At 31.7% G+C, this 21,198-nt stretch carries 19 protein-coding genes; 14 read left to right on the forward strand and 5 right to left on the reverse strand.

The features are described 5' to 3' along the window. Positions 1-9 precede the first annotated feature (9 nt). The 4 genes from INR78_RS04860 to hemH are packed head-to-tail and all read right to left on the reverse strand — an operon-like array spanning position 10 to position 4,444. A complete protein-coding gene (locus INR78_RS04860; RefSeq protein WP_223077707.1) occupies positions 10-1,458 on the reverse strand; it encodes an ATP-binding protein in 1,449 nt (482 codons plus the stop codon). Between the two features lie 44 nt (positions 1,459-1,502). Then, complete coding sequence (locus INR78_RS04865; protein ID WP_223077708.1) at positions 1,503-2,051, reverse strand: CopD family protein; 549 nt, start codon at positions 2,049-2,051, stop codon at positions 1,503-1,505. Further along, entirely contained in the window at positions 2,051-3,400 is a 1,350-nt protein-coding gene (locus INR78_RS04870; RefSeq protein ID WP_223077709.1) for an MATE family efflux transporter, read from the reverse strand. The genes INR78_RS04865 and INR78_RS04870 overlap by 1 nt, the downstream gene beginning before the upstream one ends. Further along, positions 3,401-4,444, reverse strand: a complete 1,044-nt coding sequence (hemH, locus tag INR78_RS04875; protein WP_223077710.1) for a ferrochelatase — start codon at positions 4,442-4,444, stop codon at positions 3,401-3,403. Between the two features lie 156 nt (positions 4,445-4,600). Between hemH and INR78_RS04880 the strand changes: the two genes are divergently transcribed. Further along, positions 4,601-8,086, forward strand: a complete 3,486-nt coding sequence (locus INR78_RS04880) for a TraB/GumN family protein (protein WP_223077711.1) — start codon at positions 4,601-4,603, stop codon at positions 8,084-8,086. Positions 8,087-8,116: 30 nt separating this feature from the next. Here INR78_RS04880 and INR78_RS04885 read toward each other — a convergent pair whose 3' ends face one another. After that, a complete protein-coding gene (locus INR78_RS04885; protein WP_223077712.1) occupies positions 8,117-9,010 on the reverse strand; it encodes an AraC family transcriptional regulator in 894 nt (297 codons plus the stop codon). Between the two features lie 198 nt (positions 9,011-9,208). Between INR78_RS04885 and hemA the strand changes: the two genes are divergently transcribed. From hemA to INR78_RS04950, 13 genes are all read left to right on the forward strand, one after another. After that, positions 9,209-10,474, forward strand: a complete 1,266-nt coding sequence (hemA, locus tag INR78_RS04890) for a glutamyl-tRNA reductase (protein WP_223077713.1) — start codon at positions 9,209-9,211, stop codon at positions 10,472-10,474. Next, positions 10,467-12,056: a hydroxymethylbilane synthase gene (gene hemC, locus INR78_RS04895; protein WP_223077714.1), complete on the forward strand. Its 1,590-nt coding sequence runs from the start codon at positions 10,467-10,469 to the stop codon at positions 12,054-12,056. The genes hemA and hemC overlap by 8 nt, the downstream gene beginning before the upstream one ends. Before the next feature lie 98 nt (positions 12,057-12,154). Then, on the forward strand, positions 12,155-13,180 hold the full coding sequence (gene hemE / locus INR78_RS04900; RefSeq protein ID WP_027879207.1) for a uroporphyrinogen decarboxylase: 1,026 nt from the start codon (positions 12,155-12,157) through the stop codon (positions 13,178-13,180). 178 nt (positions 13,181-13,358) lie between these two features. After that, the gene (locus INR78_RS04905; protein WP_223077715.1) at positions 13,359-14,102 is read left to right on the forward strand and encodes an EI24 domain-containing protein; all 744 of its coding nucleotides are present in this window, start codon (positions 13,359-13,361) and stop codon (positions 14,100-14,102) included. Between the two features lie 3 nt (positions 14,103-14,105). After that, complete coding sequence (locus INR78_RS04910) at positions 14,106-14,645, forward strand: GNAT family N-acetyltransferase (RefSeq protein WP_223077716.1); 540 nt, start codon at positions 14,106-14,108, stop codon at positions 14,643-14,645. Next, positions 14,635-15,537, forward strand: coding sequence for an oxygen-dependent coproporphyrinogen oxidase (gene hemF, locus INR78_RS04915; protein ID WP_223077717.1), 903 nt, complete (start codon positions 14,635-14,637; stop codon positions 15,535-15,537). The genes INR78_RS04910 and hemF overlap by 11 nt, the downstream gene beginning before the upstream one ends. Before the next feature lie 3 nt (positions 15,538-15,540). Next, the gene (locus INR78_RS04920) at positions 15,541-15,906 is read left to right on the forward strand and encodes a YchJ family protein (RefSeq protein ID WP_223077718.1); all 366 of its coding nucleotides are present in this window, start codon (positions 15,541-15,543) and stop codon (positions 15,904-15,906) included. 35 nt (positions 15,907-15,941) lie between these two features. Further along, positions 15,942-16,928: a porphobilinogen synthase gene (gene hemB / locus INR78_RS04925; RefSeq protein WP_223077719.1), complete on the forward strand. Its 987-nt coding sequence runs from the start codon at positions 15,942-15,944 to the stop codon at positions 16,926-16,928. Next, entirely contained in the window at positions 16,928-17,812 is an 885-nt protein-coding gene (locus INR78_RS04930; protein WP_223077720.1) for a hypothetical protein, read from the forward strand. The genes hemB and INR78_RS04930 overlap by 1 nt, the downstream gene beginning before the upstream one ends. Positions 17,813-17,883: 71 nt before the next feature. Then, positions 17,884-18,996 carry a CNNM domain-containing protein gene (locus tag INR78_RS04935; protein ID WP_223077721.1) on the forward strand — a complete coding sequence of 371 codons (1,113 nt, stop codon included), beginning with the start codon at positions 17,884-17,886 and terminating at the stop codon, positions 18,994-18,996. Next, positions 18,996-19,469: a methylated-DNA--[protein]-cysteine S-methyltransferase gene (locus INR78_RS04940; RefSeq protein WP_223077722.1), complete on the forward strand. Its 474-nt coding sequence runs from the start codon at positions 18,996-18,998 to the stop codon at positions 19,467-19,469. Before INR78_RS04935 ends, INR78_RS04940 begins: the two co-directional genes overlap by 1 nt. Next, the gene (locus INR78_RS04945; protein WP_223077723.1) at positions 19,469-19,999 is read left to right on the forward strand and encodes a DUF4442 domain-containing protein; all 531 of its coding nucleotides are present in this window, start codon (positions 19,469-19,471) and stop codon (positions 19,997-19,999) included. The genes INR78_RS04940 and INR78_RS04945 overlap by 1 nt, the downstream gene beginning before the upstream one ends. Positions 20,000-20,039: 40 nt before the next feature. Then, entirely contained in the window at positions 20,040-21,194 is a 1,155-nt protein-coding gene (locus tag INR78_RS04950) for a serine hydrolase (protein WP_223077724.1), read from the forward strand. Positions 21,195-21,198: the final 4 nt, after the last annotated feature.

The raw sequence follows: 21,198 nt of genomic DNA on the forward strand, positions 1-21,198 counted from the left end.
ATGTTTTAGTTATTTAGGAAATGAAACCGTAAAAGTAGTTCCTGTGTTTTCTTGAGTTACAAAGGTAATGGTTCCTTTGTAAGTTTCTACAATGTTTTTAACCATAGCTAGTCCAAGTCCCATTCCGCTTGATTTTGTTGTAAATTTAGGTTCAAAAACTTTGTGTAAATTTTCTTTTGAAATACCTACACCGTTATCAGAAATATTAATTTTCACTTCTGTATCTAAATCTAATACCTGCACTACAATTTTTGGTTGTTTAGTGTCTGGTATGGCTTGTATTCCGTTTTTAACCAAGTTAGTAACTACACGTATTAACTGAGTGCGATCAAACTTGGCAATAATTTCTTCTTTTTCAGGTAAAAACTCTATATAATCTTCGTTAAAAATATCTAGTGCTAAATCTATAATTTTAACTACGTTAAGCATTTCGTTTTGCTGTGCAGGCATTTTTGCAAAGTTTGAAAATGCACTTGCAATAGAACTCATAGTGTCAATTTGCTGAATAAGTGTTTTACTATATTCGTCTAACTTTTTGATAATATCGGGATCTTGTGGATCAAATTTTCTTTGAAAACTTTGTACCGTCAAACGCATTGGCGTTAAAGGATTTTTAATCTCGTGCGCTACTTGTTTTGCCATTTCTCGCCAAGCTTGCTCACGCTCACTTCTTGCTAATTTAACAGCACTTTCTTCTAACTCGTCAATCATACTATTGTAAGATTTTACAAGTGTATCAATTTCAGAAGAAGACGATTTTATAACAATTTTTTCATTACGTTTTTCAAGTCTAATCTGCTTAATCTTTTCACTAATTGTTTTTAAGGATTTTGTAATATATTTTGAAATTAAAAATGCTAAAAACACTGCTATGATTAACATCAGTAAATAAGCATATCCTAAACGCTCAAAAAACTCATTTAACTCTCGTGATAGAAAATCGTCATTTTCTAAATATGGTAAATTTAAAATTGCTAAAGGCTTAAATTTTTGATCTGTAATGTAGGTATAAGACGACCTAAAGCTTTGTCCTTTTACATCACGTTTTTGCACATATCTATGATCAACAGTCGAATTTAAAATATTAAGTACCTCTGCATTTAAGCATTTTTCTTTGACATCTTGTGGTAATGCTGCTTTAGACGAAATTAATAAAGTGCCTTCTAAATCATACAGATTAACTTGAAGACCATGTACGTCTGCTATTTTATAGATTTCTTCTTTAAAGATGAAGGGAATTTTATCGGGAACAACCTCAAAAGATGTTTCTCTTATCACAAAATTTATGTGACGTTTTATACTAGTTTCTTTACGTTCTAAACGTTGTTTGTGGTAGTCTTGTGTTTCTTCTCTATATTGATATGCAGCTACTAATGCTATTAATATAGAAGCTAATAGCACTAAAGAAATCATTGCTATAAATATGCGTAATCGTAAAGAAAGTTTTCCGAATTTCATTTCTTAAATATAGCAATAATCAAACCAAAATATTAGATTAAGATTTAAGCGTTAGGATTTTTTTCGCGAATGCGTTTATAGATCTTAAATCCAAGCATTAATAACACTCCTAAAACTACAATACCTATAACACCAAATACCCAGTTTATGGCGCTTTTTAAAATTACTAAAAACACAACTGCAAAGAGTATAAATGTTGCTCCTTCATTCCAAAGTCGCATAAAGTTTGAAGTCTTTTTAACATCATCTTTTTGTAATTGTTTGTAGTAAACATGGGTCATGTAATGGTAAATATATAATAAAACTACAAAGGTTAATTTAACATGCATCCATGGTTGTTTTAACCAAACAGGCTGCAAAATAAGCAACCAAATTGCAAAAATAGTTGCTAAAATTGCGCTTGGCCAAGTAATGATAAACCATAAGCGTTTTGCCATTAACTTTAATTGTTCTCCTAAAATTTCTTTATCTGGAGATGGTTTATGATACGCTTCTATTTGGTATACAAATAATCGCGGAATGTAGAATAAACCCGCAAACCAAGTAACAACAAAAATAAGGTGTAACGCTTTTATGTAATTATAATATTCCATTAGTCTTTCGGTACTAAGTTAGTTTTAACTTCACGATATAAAAAATAAGCGGTAATTATAGTAGATAGGACATCTGCAATTGGAAAGCTAATCCAGACACCAAGTTCTCCAAACATATTTGGTAATACCAACAACAACGGTATAAAAATAAAACCTTGTCTTGTTAAAGTAAGTAATAATGCAGGTGTAGCTTTACCAATTGCTTGGAAATAAGCGGCACCAATAAGTTGTATAGCTATAATTGGTGTTACTGCAAAAACCCAACGCATGGCGCTTGGTGTTTCTTTTAAAACTTCGGTATCTGAAGTAAATAGTTTTGTGATAAACTCTGGAAAAACCATTAATAAAACAAACACTAATGTCCCTAAAATAACAGCGTATTTAATGGCTGTTAAAATGGTTTCTTTGACCCTTTCATAGTTTTTTGCACCGTAATTAAAACCAGCTATTGGCAAAAACCCTTGTGTTATACCATACACAGGAAATAGAGCAAACATTAACATACGACCTACAATAGCGTAAGCTGTAACCGATGTTTCTCCTCCTAATTTGTATAAAATATTATTTAAAAATAAATAGGTAACACTAACCACAGCTTGCCTAGATAAAGTAACAAATCCAAGACTAGCTATTTCTTTTACTATTGGAGTATCTAACCTAAATTGATTAGTTTGAATTTTTAAAGTTGAATATTTTGAGTAGAAATACCATAAAATATACATAAAACAACATAAGTAAGATCCTGTTGTTGCCCAAGCAGCGCCTGCCATTCCTAAATCTAAAAACTTGATAAAAACAACATCAAGCATAAGGTTACCAATAGACGGTATTAACATTGCGTACATTGCAAATTTTGGGTTACCTTCAGCTCTTATTACTGTATTACCCATCATACAAAGTGCCAAAAACGGAACACCATAAAGCACTATTGTATAATAGACTTTTGCTGGCTCAAAAATATCACCTTTTCCGCCAAAAGCGGGAATGATATTATCTACAAATAGCAATCCAAATATCACAAAAGTTATTGTGAATAATAGAGTTAACGTAATTTGATTACCAAAAACACGTAATGCTTTTTTGTAATTATTTTCACCTAAAGCACGAGATATAATAGAAGATCCTCCTACACCAATACTCATCCCTAAAGCAGCAATAAAAAAAGACACAGGAAGTACTACATTAATTGCCGCAATAGCAACAGATCCAATCCAATTACCCACAAAAATGGTATCTACTAAAATGTTTAAAGACATTACTAGTATACCTATGGATGCCGGAACTGCTTGTTTAACCAATAATTTACTAATGGTTTCAGTCCCTAAATTAGATGAGTTGCTATTTTTCATTTAGATTGTTGCAGGTGTTTTTGCCCATTCTTCAATCCATTTTGCTAAATTATTTACCCAATTTTGATCGGTATTTAAGCATGGTACAGTGGTAAAATCTTTACCGCCAACTTCATGAAAAATCTCTTCACCTTCCATAGCAATTTCTTCTAAAGTCTCTAAACAATCACTAACAAAAGCTGGCGTTACTATTGCCATATTTTCTATACCACTTTGACCTAAACGCTCTATAGTACGATCTGTATAAGGTTGTAACCATGGATCAAACCCTAACCTAGACTGAAAAGATGTTGAGTAGGTTCCTTCTTCTAAATTTAAATATTCTGCAACTAATCGTGTTACTTCTTTACATTGATGTTTGTAACAAAATTCATGTGCTTTACTTTCGGTTTTACAACATGCACAATCTATAATATCACTTGGTTTACAATGTCCGTTTGTAATGTCACTTTTTCTAATATGGCGTTCTGGAACACCATGATAAGAAAACAATAAATGGTCGTAATTTTTACCTTGTAAATGAGATTTTATTGATTCTGAAAGCGTCTTTATATACTCTGGTTTGTTATAAAACGCTGGCAGGCTTTCAATCTTTAAATTAGGGAAATGTTGCTGCCTAATTTCTTCAGCTAAAACCAAAATAGTCTCGGTAGTTGCCATAGCAAATTGAGGATAAAGCGGTATTAAATATACGTCTTCTACACCTTTATCTACTAACTCTTGCAATCCTTTTTTTATGGTCATACTTCCATAACGCATTGCTAGCGCTACAGGATACTCTACTTGCTCTTGTACTTTTTGTTGTAATTCTTCACTAATAACAATTAAAGGCGATCCGTTTTCCCACCAAATTTTTTGGTACGCTTTAGCGCTTTGTTTTGGTCTTGTGTTAAGAATAATCCCTTTAACTAAAAGGGTTCTTGCCCATTTTGGCACATCAATAACACGTGGATCCATCAAAAATTCTCCTAAATATTTTTTTACATCTTTCGGGTTAGGGCTATCAGGAGAGCCCAAATTAACTAGAAGTACTCCTTTTTTCATTTGCAAAAATTTAAGAGTGTAAAAATACAACTCTAATTTTATAATACCATTTTATTTCTTTTAGTTATACATACTTAAAGTCTATGATTACATAAATAAAACCTTTATTATCAAATTTAGTTTAATATATTTACCTTACTGCTATTACATTAACATATGAAAAAATATATCATTGCGCTTTTCTGCGCAATTTCGCTTACATCAATTGCTCAAGAAAAAAATCAAAGTTTATTATGGGAAATATCAGGTAATGGTCTAACCAAACCGTCCTATATTTATGGAACAATGCACGTTAGTAAAAAAGTAGCTTTTAGACTAGACGATGTTTTTTTTGAAGCTTTAGATAAAAGTGAAATTGTAGCTTTAGAGTCTGATCCGTCTTCTTGGTTACCTTTTAATTACCAAACCCTTACACTTTCTCCTCAAAATTATAGTTACAGAAATTATGACAAAAACTTTTACTCTAATTTAATGGGAATTGAACATCCTGAAGAAGTAGAAATTAGAGGAAGTATAAGAGCAGATAATCGTATGATTAACGGTTATTTGTATCGTAAAGATGGATATTCTGACAACTTTGAAGAAGAAACTTACCTAGATATGTTTATTTACCAAGCTGGTAAGAAAAAAGGGAAAGATGTCTATAGTTTAGAAGATTTAGAAGAATCTCGATTTTTAGTTGGTAAAGCTCAACACAATGCCACAAAACCAAAAATAGATCCGTGGTTACAAAAAATCTACGAAAAAGAAAGTCCGTATTTGCTTCAAGAAAACACTTACAGAGACAGAAACCTAAAGCTTTTAGACTCTATTGGAGAAGCTACAAATACCGAGTTTTTTAGAGAACACATGCTATACAAGCGTAATGCAAATATGGTGCATGTTATGGATAGTTTAATGCAATCTAAAACCGTATTTGCAGGTGTTGGTGCCGCACATTTACCTGGCTCTAAAGGCATGCTAGAAATGTTTAGAAACAAAGGATACACGGTAAAACCATTATTATCTAAACAAACCGAGGTTGGCAAGGCTAAAAAAGATGCAATTGAAGATTACATCTTACCAGAAAAAACAACTTTAAATAGTACACCTGATCATTTTATAAGCCTGAATACTTTTACCAAATTATATGAGTTTGCTTACGGAAGTCAAAAATATTACATCTCTCCAGATATGACTAATGGTGCATATTTAACCATTAATCGCTTTAATTCTTTTAACTATTTACCTCATGAAAAAGACATTACTTTAGAACGTTTAAATGACTTTTTATTTGAAGACATTCCTGGAGACATCATTAAAAAGGAAAAAATAACATCACCTTATCCTGGCATAAGTATTTTAAATAAAACCAAAAAAGGCGATTATCAAAAATACCATATCTACAAAACACCTTTAGAGATAATTATTATAAAATTAGCTGGTCCAAAAAATTATGTTTTAAATCAAGAGGCAGATATTTTTGACTCTATTACTTTTAAAACACAGACTTCAGAGTTTAAAAATTTCACATCAAACTATAATAAATATGAAGTTGACTTTCCTGAATATATGATCACAGAAAACCTTGAAAATGCAGGACAAAAACTTATACAAGGTAAAGTTGACAATAACTACTACTTCTTAAAAGAAGGCGCTTTTAATGATACTTTTTACATTGAAGAAGATAAGTTTGAAGCTAAATTTATTGTCACTAACTTTTTTAAAGATTTAGATATTGACGACCATACAGGTAGCTTCGATAAAAAACCATATTACAGTTATACCGGTATTGCAAAAAAAGATTCGACCAACGCAGAAAATATTCATCTTAAAAGCATTATAAAAGATGGTAGTTATTATCTGTTAGGTTACGTTGGTGAGGATACCCAAAAAGCTAAAGCATTTTTCGATTCGTTTAAATTTAAAGTTACAAAACATCACGGATTTAAAAAAACTATAGATACAACACTATATTTTTCGGTAATTACAAACACAAAAGCACCATCTTTTGATAATTACTACGGTTACAGCAGCAAGAAAAAAGACTATGAAGAAAAAACAAAAAGCACTACTTATTTCTCTAGAGCTAACGAGCAAATAAACATCACTAAAACCAAATTTCATGACTTGCAGATGTACAAAAACATTGATAGTTTATGGGACGAGATTGATAATAAATTAAACCCTTTTAAGGATTATAAAGACTACGATAGTGGTTATAAAAAATATATAATAACAGATAAGAAAAAGTATCAAAAAGATGATAAATATTACTATGATTTCACCATAAAAGACTCGCTAAGCGCTAAAGAAATCTTGGTAAAAAACATCCTTAAAAAAGGTGCTCTTTTTGAACTTAAAACTTTAACAGATTCTATTTCTGAACCTTCAGAATTTATCACTAAATTTTACGATACCTTTGAACCGTTAGATACACTTTTAGGTAAATCGGTTTTTAACGATAAAACCTTTCTATTCTTTGAAGCATTAAAGAATAATGACAGCATTGTCTTAAATGCAGAATCTAAAATTAAGTTTAGCAAAGCAAATGCTGGCACAATGATAGATTTGATTAAAAACTTCGAATTCCCACAGAATAAAGAAGATTTAAAAACCTTTTTAATTTCAGAATTAAATGATTTAGAAGATCCTCGTACCGATGATTTTCTAAGACAATTATACTTAGATTCCTACTCAGAGCCAGACATACAAACAACCATTTTAAAATCTTTAATTAATAAAAAGACTAAAAAGTCTTATAGTCAGTTTTTAGAATTACTAAGTAAAGATTTACCTCTAGATAAATCTATCAATTACATGTTTTACAGCTATCAAGATTCTTTAGAATTAAAAAAGATGCTGTTTCCTAACATCATGCAATACACTACAATAAAAGAATACAAAGGACCTGTATACAAACTTTTAACTAGGCTAAAAGATAGTAATGTAGTAAAAAATAAGATTTACAAAAAATATAAGAAACAGATCTTAACAGACGGTAAAATCGAGATAAAACGTAGCTTAAGCAACGGTAACAATTATGGTTACAAATCCTATAATAGTATCTTACCACAGTATGTAAAACTACTATTTCCTTATAGAAACGAACAAAACGTAAAAATCTTTTTTGAAAAACTCTTAGACAGTGACAACAACCAAGCACTAACAACCTATTACGTATTGTTAGAAAAAGCTAAAGAAGATATCCCAGAAAAGCTTAAGAAAAAAACCATAGAAGAATTTAAAAATCAAGCCATATTAGTAGATAAAATGTATCGCCACAAGTTATTTAAGCCATACTTAAAAGAAAAAATAACTCAAGAGATGTATGCAAAATCTACCCTTTTTGAAAATAAAACAATTCAAGAAGAACGTGATTCTATTCAATTTATAGGCAAAAGAGAATTTACAACAGACAACAATAAAGAAGGTGAAATTTACTTTTACATGTTTATTAAAAAACGTGAAAAAGATGAAGATAAACGCTTCTACTACGCTGCATTTTTAAAGCCAGAAGACCCTAAAAAACTACAAACAAAAGTATTCTACAAATCTGGTTATAGCGGTGATTATATTGACGACAATAAAGAAGACGATAAACTTATTGAAGACGTCCTAGATCAAGTCAAATACAAAGACAGAAAACGACTTAATGATTAATAATAAAAGAGGCGCTAAAAAGCGCCTCTTTTATTTTGATAAAATATATTTTTTTGGTGTTATGCCATACTTTTTCTTAAAAGCAGCTATAAAATGACTTGCTGTACTGTAACCAACCCTTAACCCAACTTCATTCACATTATGCGCTCCAGACTCTAATAGTTTTCTAGCAACTTCCATTTTATAATCAAATAAAAAACTAAATACAGAATCTCCGTAAATTTGCTTAAAACCTTCTTTTAATTTTTTTAAAGGCAAACCTATTTCGTCAGAAAGCTCTTGCAAAGTTGGTGGTTCTGACATCCTTGTAATTATAACATCTTTAGCTTTTTTTATTTTTGCAACATTGCTTTCGTCTACTAAAAATGGACATTGCTCTATATCTGCATCTTCACCTTTATTAAAATAAAGACTTAAAAGCTCATAAGCTTTTCCTTTAAAGTATAGATTTTTGATAGACGAATTCAAATTATAATTCACAATTTGATTTAATGTAATAGCCATAGATGGCGAAATTTTTCCATCCTTATAATATTTTTTATCACGATTATCTTCACTTAAAAAGGTTATATAATTTGCTTCTTGAGAAAATAAACCGTGAAATTTTTCTATCGAAATCAATAACGTCACCAACCAACAATTTGGGTTTACCTCTAGATGTATCGGTAAATCTCTTTCTGGATTGTAAAGCAATAAAGAAGATTCTTCCTTAATGTCCAAACGATAAGTTCCATTATTAAAAACAAAAGTACTTTCACCTTTTAAACAAAAATGAAACTGTATAAAACTACTATCTATAAAACGTTCAATAACTTGATTTTCAGAGGTTTCATTTTGATAAGTTAAAACAAAAACCTCATCATCAACTTGGGTTTCATTAAAAGAACCTTTAGCGTTATTTTTTTTAACTACTGAAAGTGACATATTTATCTTTTATTTAGAATGATTCTAAACAAAAACACTTAAAACCATTGTGATTACTACAAAAATATGATAATTGTCATTGTTTTGAAAAAAACATGCATAAAAAACGCTAATCGGTATTAAAAGTTCCTTTAGCGTTATTTTTTATTTAGCTTACTATATAAATTTGTATCGTAATAAAGTCCCAGTCAGGTAAACATGGAGCATTATCAAAAGTCTTTAGGCACTTATTTCTATGCCTTAGGTTTAAGTTATAAAAAAGCAGACGCAGAAATTAGAGGTCATTTTAGTTTAGATGAAACCTCTAAAAATACGTTATTGCAACAAGCTAAAGCCAACGGAATAGAGAGTTTAGTAGTCACATCAACATGTAACAGAACCGAAATTTACGGTTTTGCACAACATCCATATCAACTAATTCAATTACTTTGTGATAATTCTAAAGGTAATGTAGAAGAGTTTCAAAAATACGCTTATATCTACAAAGGTAATGATGCAGTCTCACATTTATTTAAGGTAGGATCTGGTTTAGATAGTCAAATTTTAGGTGATTTTGAAATTATTGGACAACTTAAAAAGAGTGCTTCAGAATCAAAAAAATATAATTTATTAAACCCTTTTTTAGAACGTTTACTTAACTCGGTCATACAAGCTAGTAAACGTATAAAAACAGAAACAGATATTTCTACGGGCGCAACAAGCGTTTCATTTGCATCGGTACACTACATTCTAAATAATGTAGATAATGTTTCAGAAAAAAATATTTTACTATTCGGAACAGGAAAAATTGGTCGTAACACCTGTGAGAATTTAGTAAAACACTCTAAAAATTCGCACATCACATTAATAAACCGTACAAAAGATAAAGCCGAAGCTATTGCAGGAAAATTTAATCTTATTGTAAAAGATTATGCCAACCTGCAAGAAGAGATTAATAAAACCGATATTTTAATTGTTGCTACTGGTGCACAAAACCCAACAGTAGACAAGCATCTTATCCAATCCAAAAAAGGCTTATTAATTTTAGACTTATCTATACCTAAAAATGTCAACGAAAATGTAACCGACTTAAAAAATGTAAAGCTGGTACATTTAGATGATTTATCACAAATTACCGATGAGACTCTAGAACGTAGAAAAAAACATATTCCTGTAGCAGAGTCTATTATAGAAGATATTAAAACAGATTTTGATGCTTGGTTAACTACACGCAAATTTGCACCTACAATTAAAGCATTAAAAGATAAACTATTAGACTTTAAAGCTGCTGAATTAGATACGCAACGCAAAAAAATGGCTAACTTTAACGAAGAACAAGCCGAATTAATTAGTAATAATATCATTCAAAAAATTACTAATCATTTTGCACACCATTTAAAAGACGATTTAACCTCAACAGACGATAGTCTAGAACTTATAAAAAAAGTGTTTCAATTAGAAAACACAACAACCACCAATGTCTAAAACCATTAGAATAGGAACTCGCGATAGCGAGCTAGCTCTTTATCAAGCCAAAGTAGTACAAAAATTATTAGAAGAAAAAGGTCATAAAACCATATTAGTACCTTTAAAATCTACAGGAGATATTGTTTTAAACAAACCACTTTATGAGCTTGGTATTACCGGAATTTTTACCAGAACACTAGATATTGCAATGCTTAATCACGATATAGATATTGCAGTACACTCTTTAAAAGATGTTCCTACAATATTACCAAAAGGCATTGTGCAAGGAGCTGTATTAAAACGTGGCAACATCCGTGATACATTGGTGTTTAAAAAAAATGAAGAGTTTTTAGCTTCAAAAAACGGAACCATTGCAACTGGTAGCTTACGTAGACGTGCACAATGGTTAAACCGCTATCCAACCCATAACGTTGTAGATTTAAGAGGAAATGTAAACACACGTTTACAAAAGCTTGAAGATAACGATTGGGACGGCGCCATTTTTGCAGCAGCAGGAATAGGTCGTCTAAATTTAAGACCAGAAAACTCTATAAATTTAGAATGGATGGTACCGGCACCAGCACAAGGCGCTATTATGGTTGCAGTTTTAGATGAAGACGAAGAAACTAAAAACATCATCTCTGAAATTAATCACGAAGAAACTGAGATCTGCACAACTATAGAACGTACATTTTTAAATAAATTAGAAGGTGGTTGTAGTGCGCCAATAGGTGGATCTGCTTACATTAAAAATGACGAAATTCACTTCCATGGTGTATTACTAAGTAAAGATGGCACTAAAAAAATTGAAGTTAAGCGCACAAAACCTGTTGGTGAACATTATGATTTAGCCGAATGGGCTGCAGAATACATCATTGAACGTGGTGGAAAACGTTTAATGGACCAGTTAAAAGATGAAGATAAACAGGTTAATATCTACTCTACAAAATCATTTACAGAAGATCAACGCTTCTTATTCAACGAAAAAGTAACGCCAGAAAGTAGCGACTTCATTAAAATAAGCCTTAACCGCATTCATCCAAGATTTGTAAAAAACGAGATTGAAAACGTAGTTATTACTAGTAAAAATGCTGTCGAAGCTTTATTGACAAGCTTCTCTCCTATCGAGCTTAAATTTAAAAACATCTATTGCGTTGGAAGACGTACCAAAAAACTAATAGAAAAAAGAATTGGCAAGGTTAAACACAGCGAAAAAAACGCAAAAAAACTAGCCAATTATTTGGTTGAATATATGGAAGGTACAGAAGTAACTTATTTCTGTAGCAACTTACGCTTAGACGACTTACCTAGCATTTTAGAAAACAACAATATTAAGGTAAACGAAATTGAAGCCTACCAAACAAAATACGATAGTTTAAAAGTACCTGAATCTGTAGAAGGAGTTATGTTTTATAGTCCTTCTACAGTACAGAGTTATAAAAAAGAAAACATTGCTAATGGTATTGCATTTTGTATTGGCGATACTACAGCAAAAGAAGCAAGTAAACATTTTAAAGATGTACGTATTGCCAAAGTACCAACTGTAGAAAGCGTTATAGAATTAGTAAACGATTACTTCCTGCGAAAGCAGGAATCTTAATAATTAAATTAAGATAGATGTCATTCCTGCATAGTCAGGAATCCATAAGAAGAAATATTAATTAAATAGATTCCTGCTTTCGCAGGAATGACAAAAATATGATTAAGAACGATTTATTTTTAAGAGCATTAAAAGGAGAAACCGTAGAACGTCCACCAGTTTGGATGATGCGTCAAGCAGGTCGTTACCTTCCAGAATTTATGGAAATTAAAGCCAAATACGATTTCTTTACACGTTGTCAAACACCAGAATTAGCAAGCGAAATTACCGTACAACCTATACGTCGTTACGGTATGGATGCAGCTATTTTATTTAGTGATATTTTGGTAATTCCTCAAGCCATGAATATTGAGGTACAAATGAAACCTAATTTTGGTCCCTATTTACCAAATCCAATACGCACACAACAAGATGTAGACAATGTAATTGTACCAGATGTTACAGAAGCTTTAGACTACGTTTACCAAGCCATAAAAGCTACCAAAGAAAAACTTAATGACGAGATTCCGTTAATAGGTTTTGCAGGTTCACCATGGACAATTTTATGCTACTGTGTACAAGGACAAGGCAGTAAAAACTTTGACAAAGCCAAAAAATTCTGTTTTACAAATCCAGTTGCAGCGCATCAAATGCTTCAAAAGATAACCGACACAACCATTGCCTACTTAAAAGAAAAAGTAAAAGCAGGTTGTAACGCTGTGCAAGTATTTGATTCTTGGGGCGGAATGCTTTCTCCTGAAGATTATCAAGAATTTTCATGGAAATACATTCAGCAAATTATAGATGCCTTAAAAGACGATGCTCCAGTAATTGCATTTGGTAAAGGTTGTTGGTTTGCGTTAGACGTTATGGCAAAATCTGGCGCATCTGCTTTAGGTGTAGATTGGACTTGTTCACCAAGAAACGCGCGTTATTTAACTGGCAATAACATTACTTTACAAGGTAATTTTGATCCAACACGATTATATTCTTCACCAGAAAAAATTAAAACTATGGTGACAGATATGATTAATCAATTTGGTAAAGATAAATACATCGTTAATTTAGGTCATGGTATTTTACCAGATATACCTTTAGAAAACGCAAAAGCATTTATAGATGCTGTAAAAAACTATAAAGCTTAAAATTTTTAAGGCGTTACCTACTTTTTTAGTAACATTTAGTCATAAATTTCAACTAATAGACGTAAAAAAGTAGGTCGCGCTTTCACTACTCGCTCTCTGCGAGGAGCTCAAACAAACCGTTCAATCGCTAACGTGTCAAGGAGAGCGTAGTCAAAGCACAACTTTTTAAACTAAAGTTATGATAAAACACATACTACAAGGGTTACAAGGTTATGCAGGAGCTTTTGGCTTAATTTCAAAATTAAAACTCTGGAAATATTTTTTCATTCCCATCATCATTAGCTTTGTAACAGCAGTAATTATTAGTATTTCAGCTTACGGATTATCAGATAATATTGGTAATTTTATCGCTAAAGTTTGGTTTTGGGATTGGGGAAAAGAGACCTTTACAACCATTTCATCTTTTATAGGTGGTTTTGTAGTCGTTGCTTTAGGCTTAATACTTTATAAGCATATTATCATGGCGCTTTCTGCGCCTTTTATGAGTCCTGTTTCAGAAAAAATTGAAGCACATTTAACCAGTATTCAACAACACCAACATCGTAACACTTCGTTTTCAGAGCAATTATCAAGAGGTATTAGAATAAACCTTAGAAATTTAACTAGAGAATTACTACTAACCATTCCTATATTAATCCTAAGTTTTATACCTTTTGTAGGCATCATTTCTAGCTTTTTGCTGTTTTTAACACAAGCCTATTACGCTGGTTTTGGTAATATGGATTATACCTTAGAGCGTCATTTTAAATACCGCGAAAGTATAGACTTTGTAAGACGCTATCGTGGCGTTGCTATAGGTAATGGAATTGTTTTTATGCTATTTTTACTTATTCCTGTTATTGGCGTTATTTTAGTATTACCATTATCTGTAACTGCGGCGTCTTTAAAAACGGTACAACTGATTAAAGCAGATATAAATTAAAAAATGAACTTGCAATTTGACAATTTTGAAATCAATCCTATCCATAGCAAAGACGCTTGGAAATTATGCGATTTTATGGTTGCAAATCAAGATAGACTAAAACGCTATTTTCCTAAAACATTAGCTCAAAATTTAACTCCAACGTTATCTCAATTATTTGTCGATAAAAAAGTAAAACAGTTTAATAATAAAGAAGAATTTCTATTTACAATAAAACAATCTGAGTCAAGAGAATTAGCAGGTGTAGTCTATATAAAAGAGCTAAATTGGGACATAAAACAAGGGGAATTTGCCTACTGCATTGGTTATCCTTTTGAAGGAAAAAACATTACCTCTAAAGCAGTTAAATGCTTAAGCGAATTTGCATTTACCCAATTACGTTTAAACACCTTACAAATTATAGTTCATAAAGATAATATTGGAAGCGTAAAAGTCGCTGAGAATACTAATTTTAAATGGATTAAAACCTTAAAAAACGAATTTACTCCAAATGGCGAAAAGCCATTAGACATGGAATTATACGAATTATATAATGAAACATAAATTTTACCAATACATACAAGATTTACAAAACACAATTACTGCTGGCTTAGAGGCTATAGACGGAAAAGCCAAATTTGAAGAAGATATTTGGGTTAGACCAGAAGGTGGCGGCGGACGTACACGCGTGATCCAAAACGGAAATGTGTTTGAAAAAGGCGGTGTAAATATTTCTGGTGTTCACGGTAAATTACCAGATAGTATGCAAAAGTATTTTGGCGTAGAAGATGCCGATTTTTTTGCATGCGGATTAAGTCTAGTTATTCACCCAAAAAGTCCAATGGTGCCAACGGTACATGCTAATTGGCGCTATTTTGAAATGTATGACCAAAACGGAAATATTGTAGACCAATGGTTTGGCGGCGGACAAGATTTGACGCCTTATTACCTTTTTGAAGAAGACGCAACACATTTTCATCAAGTGTGTAAAACCGCTTGCGATAAACACAATCCAGAATTTTATCCAAAATACAAAGCCCGTTGTGACGAGTATTTTCATAACACACATCGTAACGAAGCACGAGGTATCGGTGGATTATTCTTTGACTATTGCAAGGCAACAGATGAGATGAGCATGGAAAATTGGTACGATTTTGTAACCGAAGTTGGTAATAGTTTCCTTGAAGCCTATCTTCCTATAGTAGAAAAACGTAAAGAATTACCATACACAAAAGCACAACGCGATTGGCAAGAAATACGTCGTGGTCGTTATGTCGAATTCAATTTAGTACATGATAAAGGCACCTTGTTTGGTTTAAAAACTAACGGACGTATAGAAAGCATTTTAATGAGTCTTCCGCCACATGTACAATGGGTTTACGACCATAATCCAGTAGAAGGTAGTGACGAAGCTAAATTGTTAGACGTTTTAAAAAACCCTAAAAACTGGGTGTAACTTATGGATTGCTATTGCGGATCACAAAAACCTTATAAAGAGTGCTGCGAAATCTTTCATAAAAATGGAGGTAAAACAGAAACTGCAGAGCAACTAATGCGCTCAAGATACTCTGCTTTTGTATTAGCAAATGGCGATTATCTAATGCAAACACATCATAAAAGTACAAGACCTATAAAAGACAAGAAAAATATCGAAAAATGGGCAAAATCTGTTCAATGGTTAAAATTAGAAGTATTAGAAACTACAATAGATAAGGTAAAATTTAATGCTTTCTTTTTTGAAAACGGAAAACCAGATGTTATCCATGAAAATTCTAAATTTGTAAAAGAAAATAACCGTTGGTATTATCTAGGTTTTGCAAAATAAATCACTTAAGTTAAATACTTAAAAAACACAATTACATGTATCCTTTAAAAAGAAACAGAAGACTAAGAACTAACGAAGCTATAAGAAGCTTGGTTAGAGAAACCATCATATCTCCAAACGATTTTTTAGCACCGCTTTTTGTGGTAGAAGGTAAAGGCGTAAAAGAAGAAATTGCATCTATGCCAAACTATTATCGCTACAGTTTAGATTTATTAGAAAATGAAGTCAAAGAACTATGGAAGTTAGGCTTAAAATCGGTATTACTATTTGTAAAAGTACCTGATAACTTAAAAGATAATAAAGGAACCGAAGCTTTAAATCCAGACGGATTAATGCAACGCGCTATCAAAACGGTAAAAAATGCCTGTCCAGAAATGTTAGTGATGACAGATGTGGCTTTAGATCCATTTTCGTCTTACGGGCATGATGGTATTGTAGACAATGGACAAATTATAAATGATGATACTGCTGAAGTTTTAGCAGAAATGAGCGTCTCTCACGCAGAAGCTGGAGCAGATTTTGTTGCGCCAAGCGATATGATGGATGGTCGTATTTTAACCATTCGTGAAGCTTTGGAAGACGAAGGTTTTATCAACACAGGTATTATGAGTTATTCTGCTAAATACGCATCTGCTTTTTATGGACCATTTCGTGATGCGTTAGACTCTGCTCCTGTAGATATGGTTGATGTACCAAAGGACAAAAAAACGTACCAAATGGATTATGCAAACCGTTTTGAAGCCATAAGAGAAACCGAAATGGATATAGACGAAGGTGCAGATATTGTTATGGTAAAACCAGGATTATGTTACTTAGATATTGTAAGAGAAATTAAAAACGAAGTTGATGTTCCTGTAGCTGTATATCAAGTCTCTGGTGAGTATGCCATGCTTAAAGCTGCTGCCGAAAAAGGCTGGCTAGATCACGATGCAGTAATGCTAGAACAAGTTACTGCTATAAAACGCGCTGGCGCAGACATCATTGCAAGTTACTTTGCTAAAGATGTTGTAAAATTACTTTAATGTTAAAAAAGATAATTTATATAACCTTTTTTGTTTTTAATTATAGCTACTCACAGTCTATAATAAAAGAAATTCAACTTTTAAGTGAAGTAGATTCAACTTCAATTGAATATGCTCACATAATTATTAATGGAAAATTAAAAACCTATTCAAATCAAAATGGGAAATTTGAACTAAACCTTGACACCAAGATTGATACCCTAAGTATATCTCATCTTGAATTTAGAACAAAAAACCTTTTGTTTGGTGATATTTTCAAAAATGATACAATTTATTTACAAGAAAACTCTAATGTTCTAGATGAAGTATTTGTAAGTAAAGTTAAAAAAGTAACTAAAGTTTTATTACCAAAAAAATCTATAAGAGAGTTAAATTATGGTAATAAAGACCTGACATTTCCTTACGGTTTTAAAATAGCTGTTTATGTCCCAAATGAAGAAAAAAACAATTTTTTCATCAAAAAAATTGTTTTGAAATCAAAAAATAAAAAGGCTATTACTAATAGTAAATTTATTCCTTTTAAAGTTAATTTAATGACCTGCGATACTATTAATAATATTCCAGATAAACCTATTTTTAAAGAGGATTTAGTTGTAGGAAAATTTGAAAATCAGCCGATAGTTGAAATTAATTTAGACAAAATCAAAGAAATCCCTTTTCCTAAAAATGGTATATATGTTGTCGTATCTCTTTATGATGAAACTTACTACTTAGATAATGGTTTTATCAATAAACCGTCTTTTGGCATTATTCAACTAAGAAAAAATTCAAAATTCAGACAATTAAATTACTATAAATATTTTGGTGAATATAAATGGACTGAGCCTTTCTACAGTAAAGAAAAAATCCAATCGTTTAATTTTGGTATAGAAGTAGAAAATTAATAGTAAAGATTAATATTTTAATGCTAATTTCTATTTCATTAACTTAGCATAAACTAAAACAAAAACAACCTATGGGATTACTCCTATTTTACGCTTTTATATCTATTTTCTTTTCGTTTTTATGCTCTATTTTAGAAGCTGTTTTACTTAGTATTACGCCAACATTTATTAATGTAAAAAAACAAGAAGGTAAACATTATGCTGAAGATTTAGAATCATTAAAAAAAGACGTAGATCGTCCATTAATAGCCATTTTAACACTTAACACTATTGCTCATACAGTTGGAGCAATATTAGTTGGTGTACAAGCAAAAGCAGCATATGCAGAACTTTATGGTACCGAAACAAAAACTATTTTAGGTGTAAGTTTTACAGAAGATTTAATGGTTGGTGTTGTTTCTTCTATTATGACGGTTTTAATATTAGTTGCATCAGAGATTATCCCAAAAACCATAGGCGCAACGTATTGGAAAAAGTTAGCTAACTTTACTACAAAAGCACTTCATATTTTAATATTTCCACTAAAATGGACAGGTATTTTATGGATTTTACAACTTACAACAAAGTTAATTGGCGGTAAAGGTCATCATGGTAGCGTACTAAGTCGTGAAGATTTTCATGCGATGACAGATATGGCTCACGAAGAGGGTGTATTTCAAGAAAACGAAAGTAAAATCATAAAAAATCTTTTAACTTTTAAAGATGTAATGGCTAAAGATGTCATGACGCCAAGAACAGTTATAAAAACTGAAAGCGATGCTACATCTGTAGAAGACTTTTTTAAGAAAAACCTAAACCTTCGTTTTTCAAGAATTCCTATTTATACCGATGCAGAAGATAACATTAAAGGATTAGTTTTAAAAGACGAAATCTTTAAAGAAATGGCTTTAGGTAATGGCACAAAAAAGCTAGCAGATTTAAGAAGAGATATTATAATTGTTCAAAGAAATTTACCAATACCAACACTTTTTGAAAAACTAGTAGAAACCAGAAACCATATGGCATTAGTAGTTGACGAATACGGAAGTGTTAGTGGTTTAGTAACTATGGAGGACGTTATAGAAACGCTTTTAGGACTTGAAATTATGGACGAAAGTGATAACGTTTCAGATCTTCAACATTTAGCTAGAAAAAGTTGGGAAGCACGTGCTAAAAAACTAGGTATTATAGAAAACGAAAATTAATGGAAACTTGCTACATCAATTCGCCTTTAGGAGTCATTAAAATCGAAGGTGATGTAGATGGTATAATGTCTATTTCGGTATTAAACTCTAATGAAAAACTAACCGATATCATTCCAGAAGTCTTACAAGACTGCGTTTATCAACTTAACGAGTATTTTGAGGGTAAACGACAAACCTTCAGCTTAAAATTAAATCCGCAAGGCACAGATTTTCAACAAAAAGTTTGGAAAGCTTTGCAAACTATTCCTTACGGAACAACAACAACTTACCTTAAATTATCACAACAATTGGGCGATGTAAAAGCTATTAGAGCTGTTGCTAACGCCAATGGTAAAAATCCGCTATGGATTGTTATTCCGTGTCATCGTGTTATTGGCAGTGATGGAAGTTTAACAGGTTATGCTGGCGGATTGCACCGCAAACAATGGCTGTTAGAGCACGAAAGTCCGTACAAACAACAAACTTTATTTTAATGTATAAAACAGCGACACAGTTTTTAACCCGTTTTTTAAAACCTTCAACCATTTACAAATATGGTTTTAATTGGTCGCCAATGTATAGACGCACTACAGCAAAAATAATTTCTGTAAGTGATAATTTACATTACGTAAAAATCAAAATGTCTTTAAATTGGAAAAACCGAAATTATGCTGGTTCTATATTTGGAGGAAGCATGCTTGCAGCAACTGATCCAATTTATATGATTCAACTAATTCAAATACTTGGTAACGATTACGTTGTTTGGGATAAAGCTGTTACTGCACGATATAAACGACCAGGAAAAGGGACAATTTATGGCGAATTTATTTTTGATAAAAATGAAATCCTTGATTTAAAATCACAACTACAACAAACACCTCAAATAGACATTATAAAAACCATGCAATTAGTGAATGATAAAGGAGAAGCGATTGCCGAATTTGATAAAACTCTTTACATCGCTACTAAGACTTTCTACAAAGAAAAAATTGCGTCTAGAAACGCAAAGAAAAAAACTAACTAGAATTTCTTTATATTTAATTTATCTAAACTAACTTTCTAAAATGAGAATCTTAAAAAAAACTTTAAAAGTAATAATCATACTTTTTGCACTAATAATTGCAACCCTTTACATTACCGATACAGACTATTTAATAAAAGCAGTACGTACCATCTATCTACGTGGTTACACTACTGCATTTTTAGATGATTATAAGCGTTTTGATAATGCAACAATAGATATTAGCCAACCTCAACCATGGACTAACCATAAAGACTATAATACAGTTAAACCCACCAAAAAGCTTGAGGAAATAAACAAACAAAATCAAACTATAGCTTATGTTATTATAAAAAATGATAGTATTTGGTTTGAGAAGTACTATGATGGTTATGATGAAAACTCAAAATCTAACTCATTCTCTATGGCAAAAAGCTATGTGTCTGCTATGTTAGGTAAAGCTATTATGGAAGGTCATATAAAAAGTCTAGATCAACCAGTTTGTGATTTTTTACCAGCTTTTTGCGATGGTAAAGCAGCACAAATGACGGTTGGGGATTTATCTTCAATGAGTTCTGGAACCAATTGGGATGAAGCTTACTACTCGCCTTTATCCATCACTACGCGTGCTTATTTTGATGACGATTTAGCAAAAGTAATTAATGGTTTAAAGGTTGTTAATCAACCAGGACAAGCCTTTAAATACGCAAGTGGCGACACTCAAATGCTAGCTATGGTTATTGAAAAAGCAACAGGTAAAAAACTATACAACTATTTAGAAGAAAGCTTTTGGAAACCTTTAGGTAGCGAAAACCAAACCCTTTGGCAATTAGACAGCGAAGCACATGATTTAGTAAAAGCCTATTGCTGTATTGCAAGCAATGCTAAAGATTTTGCACGTTTAGGAAAACTATACAAAGATCACGGTAAATGGAACGGGCAACAAGTTTTAGATTCGGCATTTATTGCAAAATCGATAACACCTAGATTTAAAGAAAGTCCAGAATACGGTTACGGTTGGTGGTTAAAAAAGGTAGGAGACAAATCCTTTTTTATGATGCGTGGTCATTTAGGACAATATGTAATTGTAGAGCCAGAAGACAACGTAATCATTGTTAGACTTGGACATAGTAAAGGACCTGGTGATGCTGTAGCTACTTTTACACCAGATATTTCAACATATATAGAAGAAGCTTATAAAATGCTAAATGAAAACTAATTAA

Source organism: Mesoflavibacter sp. SCSIO 43206 (assembly GCF_019904215.1).
Classification (GTDB): domain Bacteria; phylum Bacteroidota; class Bacteroidia; order Flavobacteriales; family Flavobacteriaceae; genus Mesoflavibacter; species Mesoflavibacter zeaxanthinifaciens.

Excerpts from the sequence above, each read along its gene's own strand:
- INR78_RS04880 (WP_223077711.1), top strand. The coding sequence starts at position 4,601 with ATGAAAAAATATATCATTGCGCTTTTCTGCGCAATTTCGCTTACATCA.
- INR78_RS04870 (WP_223077709.1), bottom strand. The coding sequence starts at position 3,400 with ATGAAAAATAGCAACTCATCTAATTTAGGGACTGAAACCATTAGTAAA.
- INR78_RS04940 (WP_223077722.1), top strand. The coding sequence starts at position 18,996 with ATGGAAACTTGCTACATCAATTCGCCTTTAGGAGTCATTAAAATCGAA.
- INR78_RS04910 (WP_223077716.1), top strand. The coding sequence starts at position 14,106 with ATGAACTTGCAATTTGACAATTTTGAAATCAATCCTATCCATAGCAAA.
- INR78_RS04930 (WP_223077720.1), top strand. The coding sequence starts at position 16,928 with ATGTTAAAAAAGATAATTTATATAACCTTTTTTGTTTTTAATTATAGC.
- hemA (WP_223077713.1), top strand. The coding sequence starts at position 9,209 with ATGGAGCATTATCAAAAGTCTTTAGGCACTTATTTCTATGCCTTAGGT.
- INR78_RS04950 (WP_223077724.1), top strand. The coding sequence starts at position 20,040 with ATGAGAATCTTAAAAAAAACTTTAAAAGTAATAATCATACTTTTTGCA.
- INR78_RS04860 (WP_223077707.1), bottom strand. The coding sequence starts at position 1,458 with ATGAAATTCGGAAAACTTTCTTTACGATTACGCATATTTATAGCAATG.
- INR78_RS04935 (WP_223077721.1), top strand. The coding sequence starts at position 17,884 with ATGGGATTACTCCTATTTTACGCTTTTATATCTATTTTCTTTTCGTTT.
- hemF (WP_223077717.1), top strand. The coding sequence starts at position 14,635 with ATGAAACATAAATTTTACCAATACATACAAGATTTACAAAACACAATT.
- hemE (WP_027879207.1), top strand. The coding sequence starts at position 12,155 with ATGATTAAGAACGATTTATTTTTAAGAGCATTAAAAGGAGAAACCGTA.
- hemH (WP_223077710.1), bottom strand. The coding sequence starts at position 4,444 with ATGAAAAAAGGAGTACTTCTAGTTAATTTGGGCTCTCCTGATAGCCCT.
- INR78_RS04865 (WP_223077708.1), bottom strand. The coding sequence starts at position 2,051 with ATGGAATATTATAATTACATAAAAGCGTTACACCTTATTTTTGTTGTT.
- INR78_RS04885 (WP_223077712.1), bottom strand. The coding sequence starts at position 9,010 with ATGTCACTTTCAGTAGTTAAAAAAAATAACGCTAAAGGTTCTTTTAAT.
- INR78_RS04905 (WP_223077715.1), top strand. The coding sequence starts at position 13,359 with ATGATAAAACACATACTACAAGGGTTACAAGGTTATGCAGGAGCTTTT.
- hemB (WP_223077719.1), top strand. The coding sequence starts at position 15,942 with ATGTATCCTTTAAAAAGAAACAGAAGACTAAGAACTAACGAAGCTATA.
- hemC (WP_223077714.1), top strand. The coding sequence starts at position 10,467 with ATGTCTAAAACCATTAGAATAGGAACTCGCGATAGCGAGCTAGCTCTT.
- INR78_RS04945 (WP_223077723.1), top strand. The coding sequence starts at position 19,469 with ATGTATAAAACAGCGACACAGTTTTTAACCCGTTTTTTAAAACCTTCA.
- INR78_RS04920 (WP_223077718.1), top strand. The coding sequence starts at position 15,541 with ATGGATTGCTATTGCGGATCACAAAAACCTTATAAAGAGTGCTGCGAA.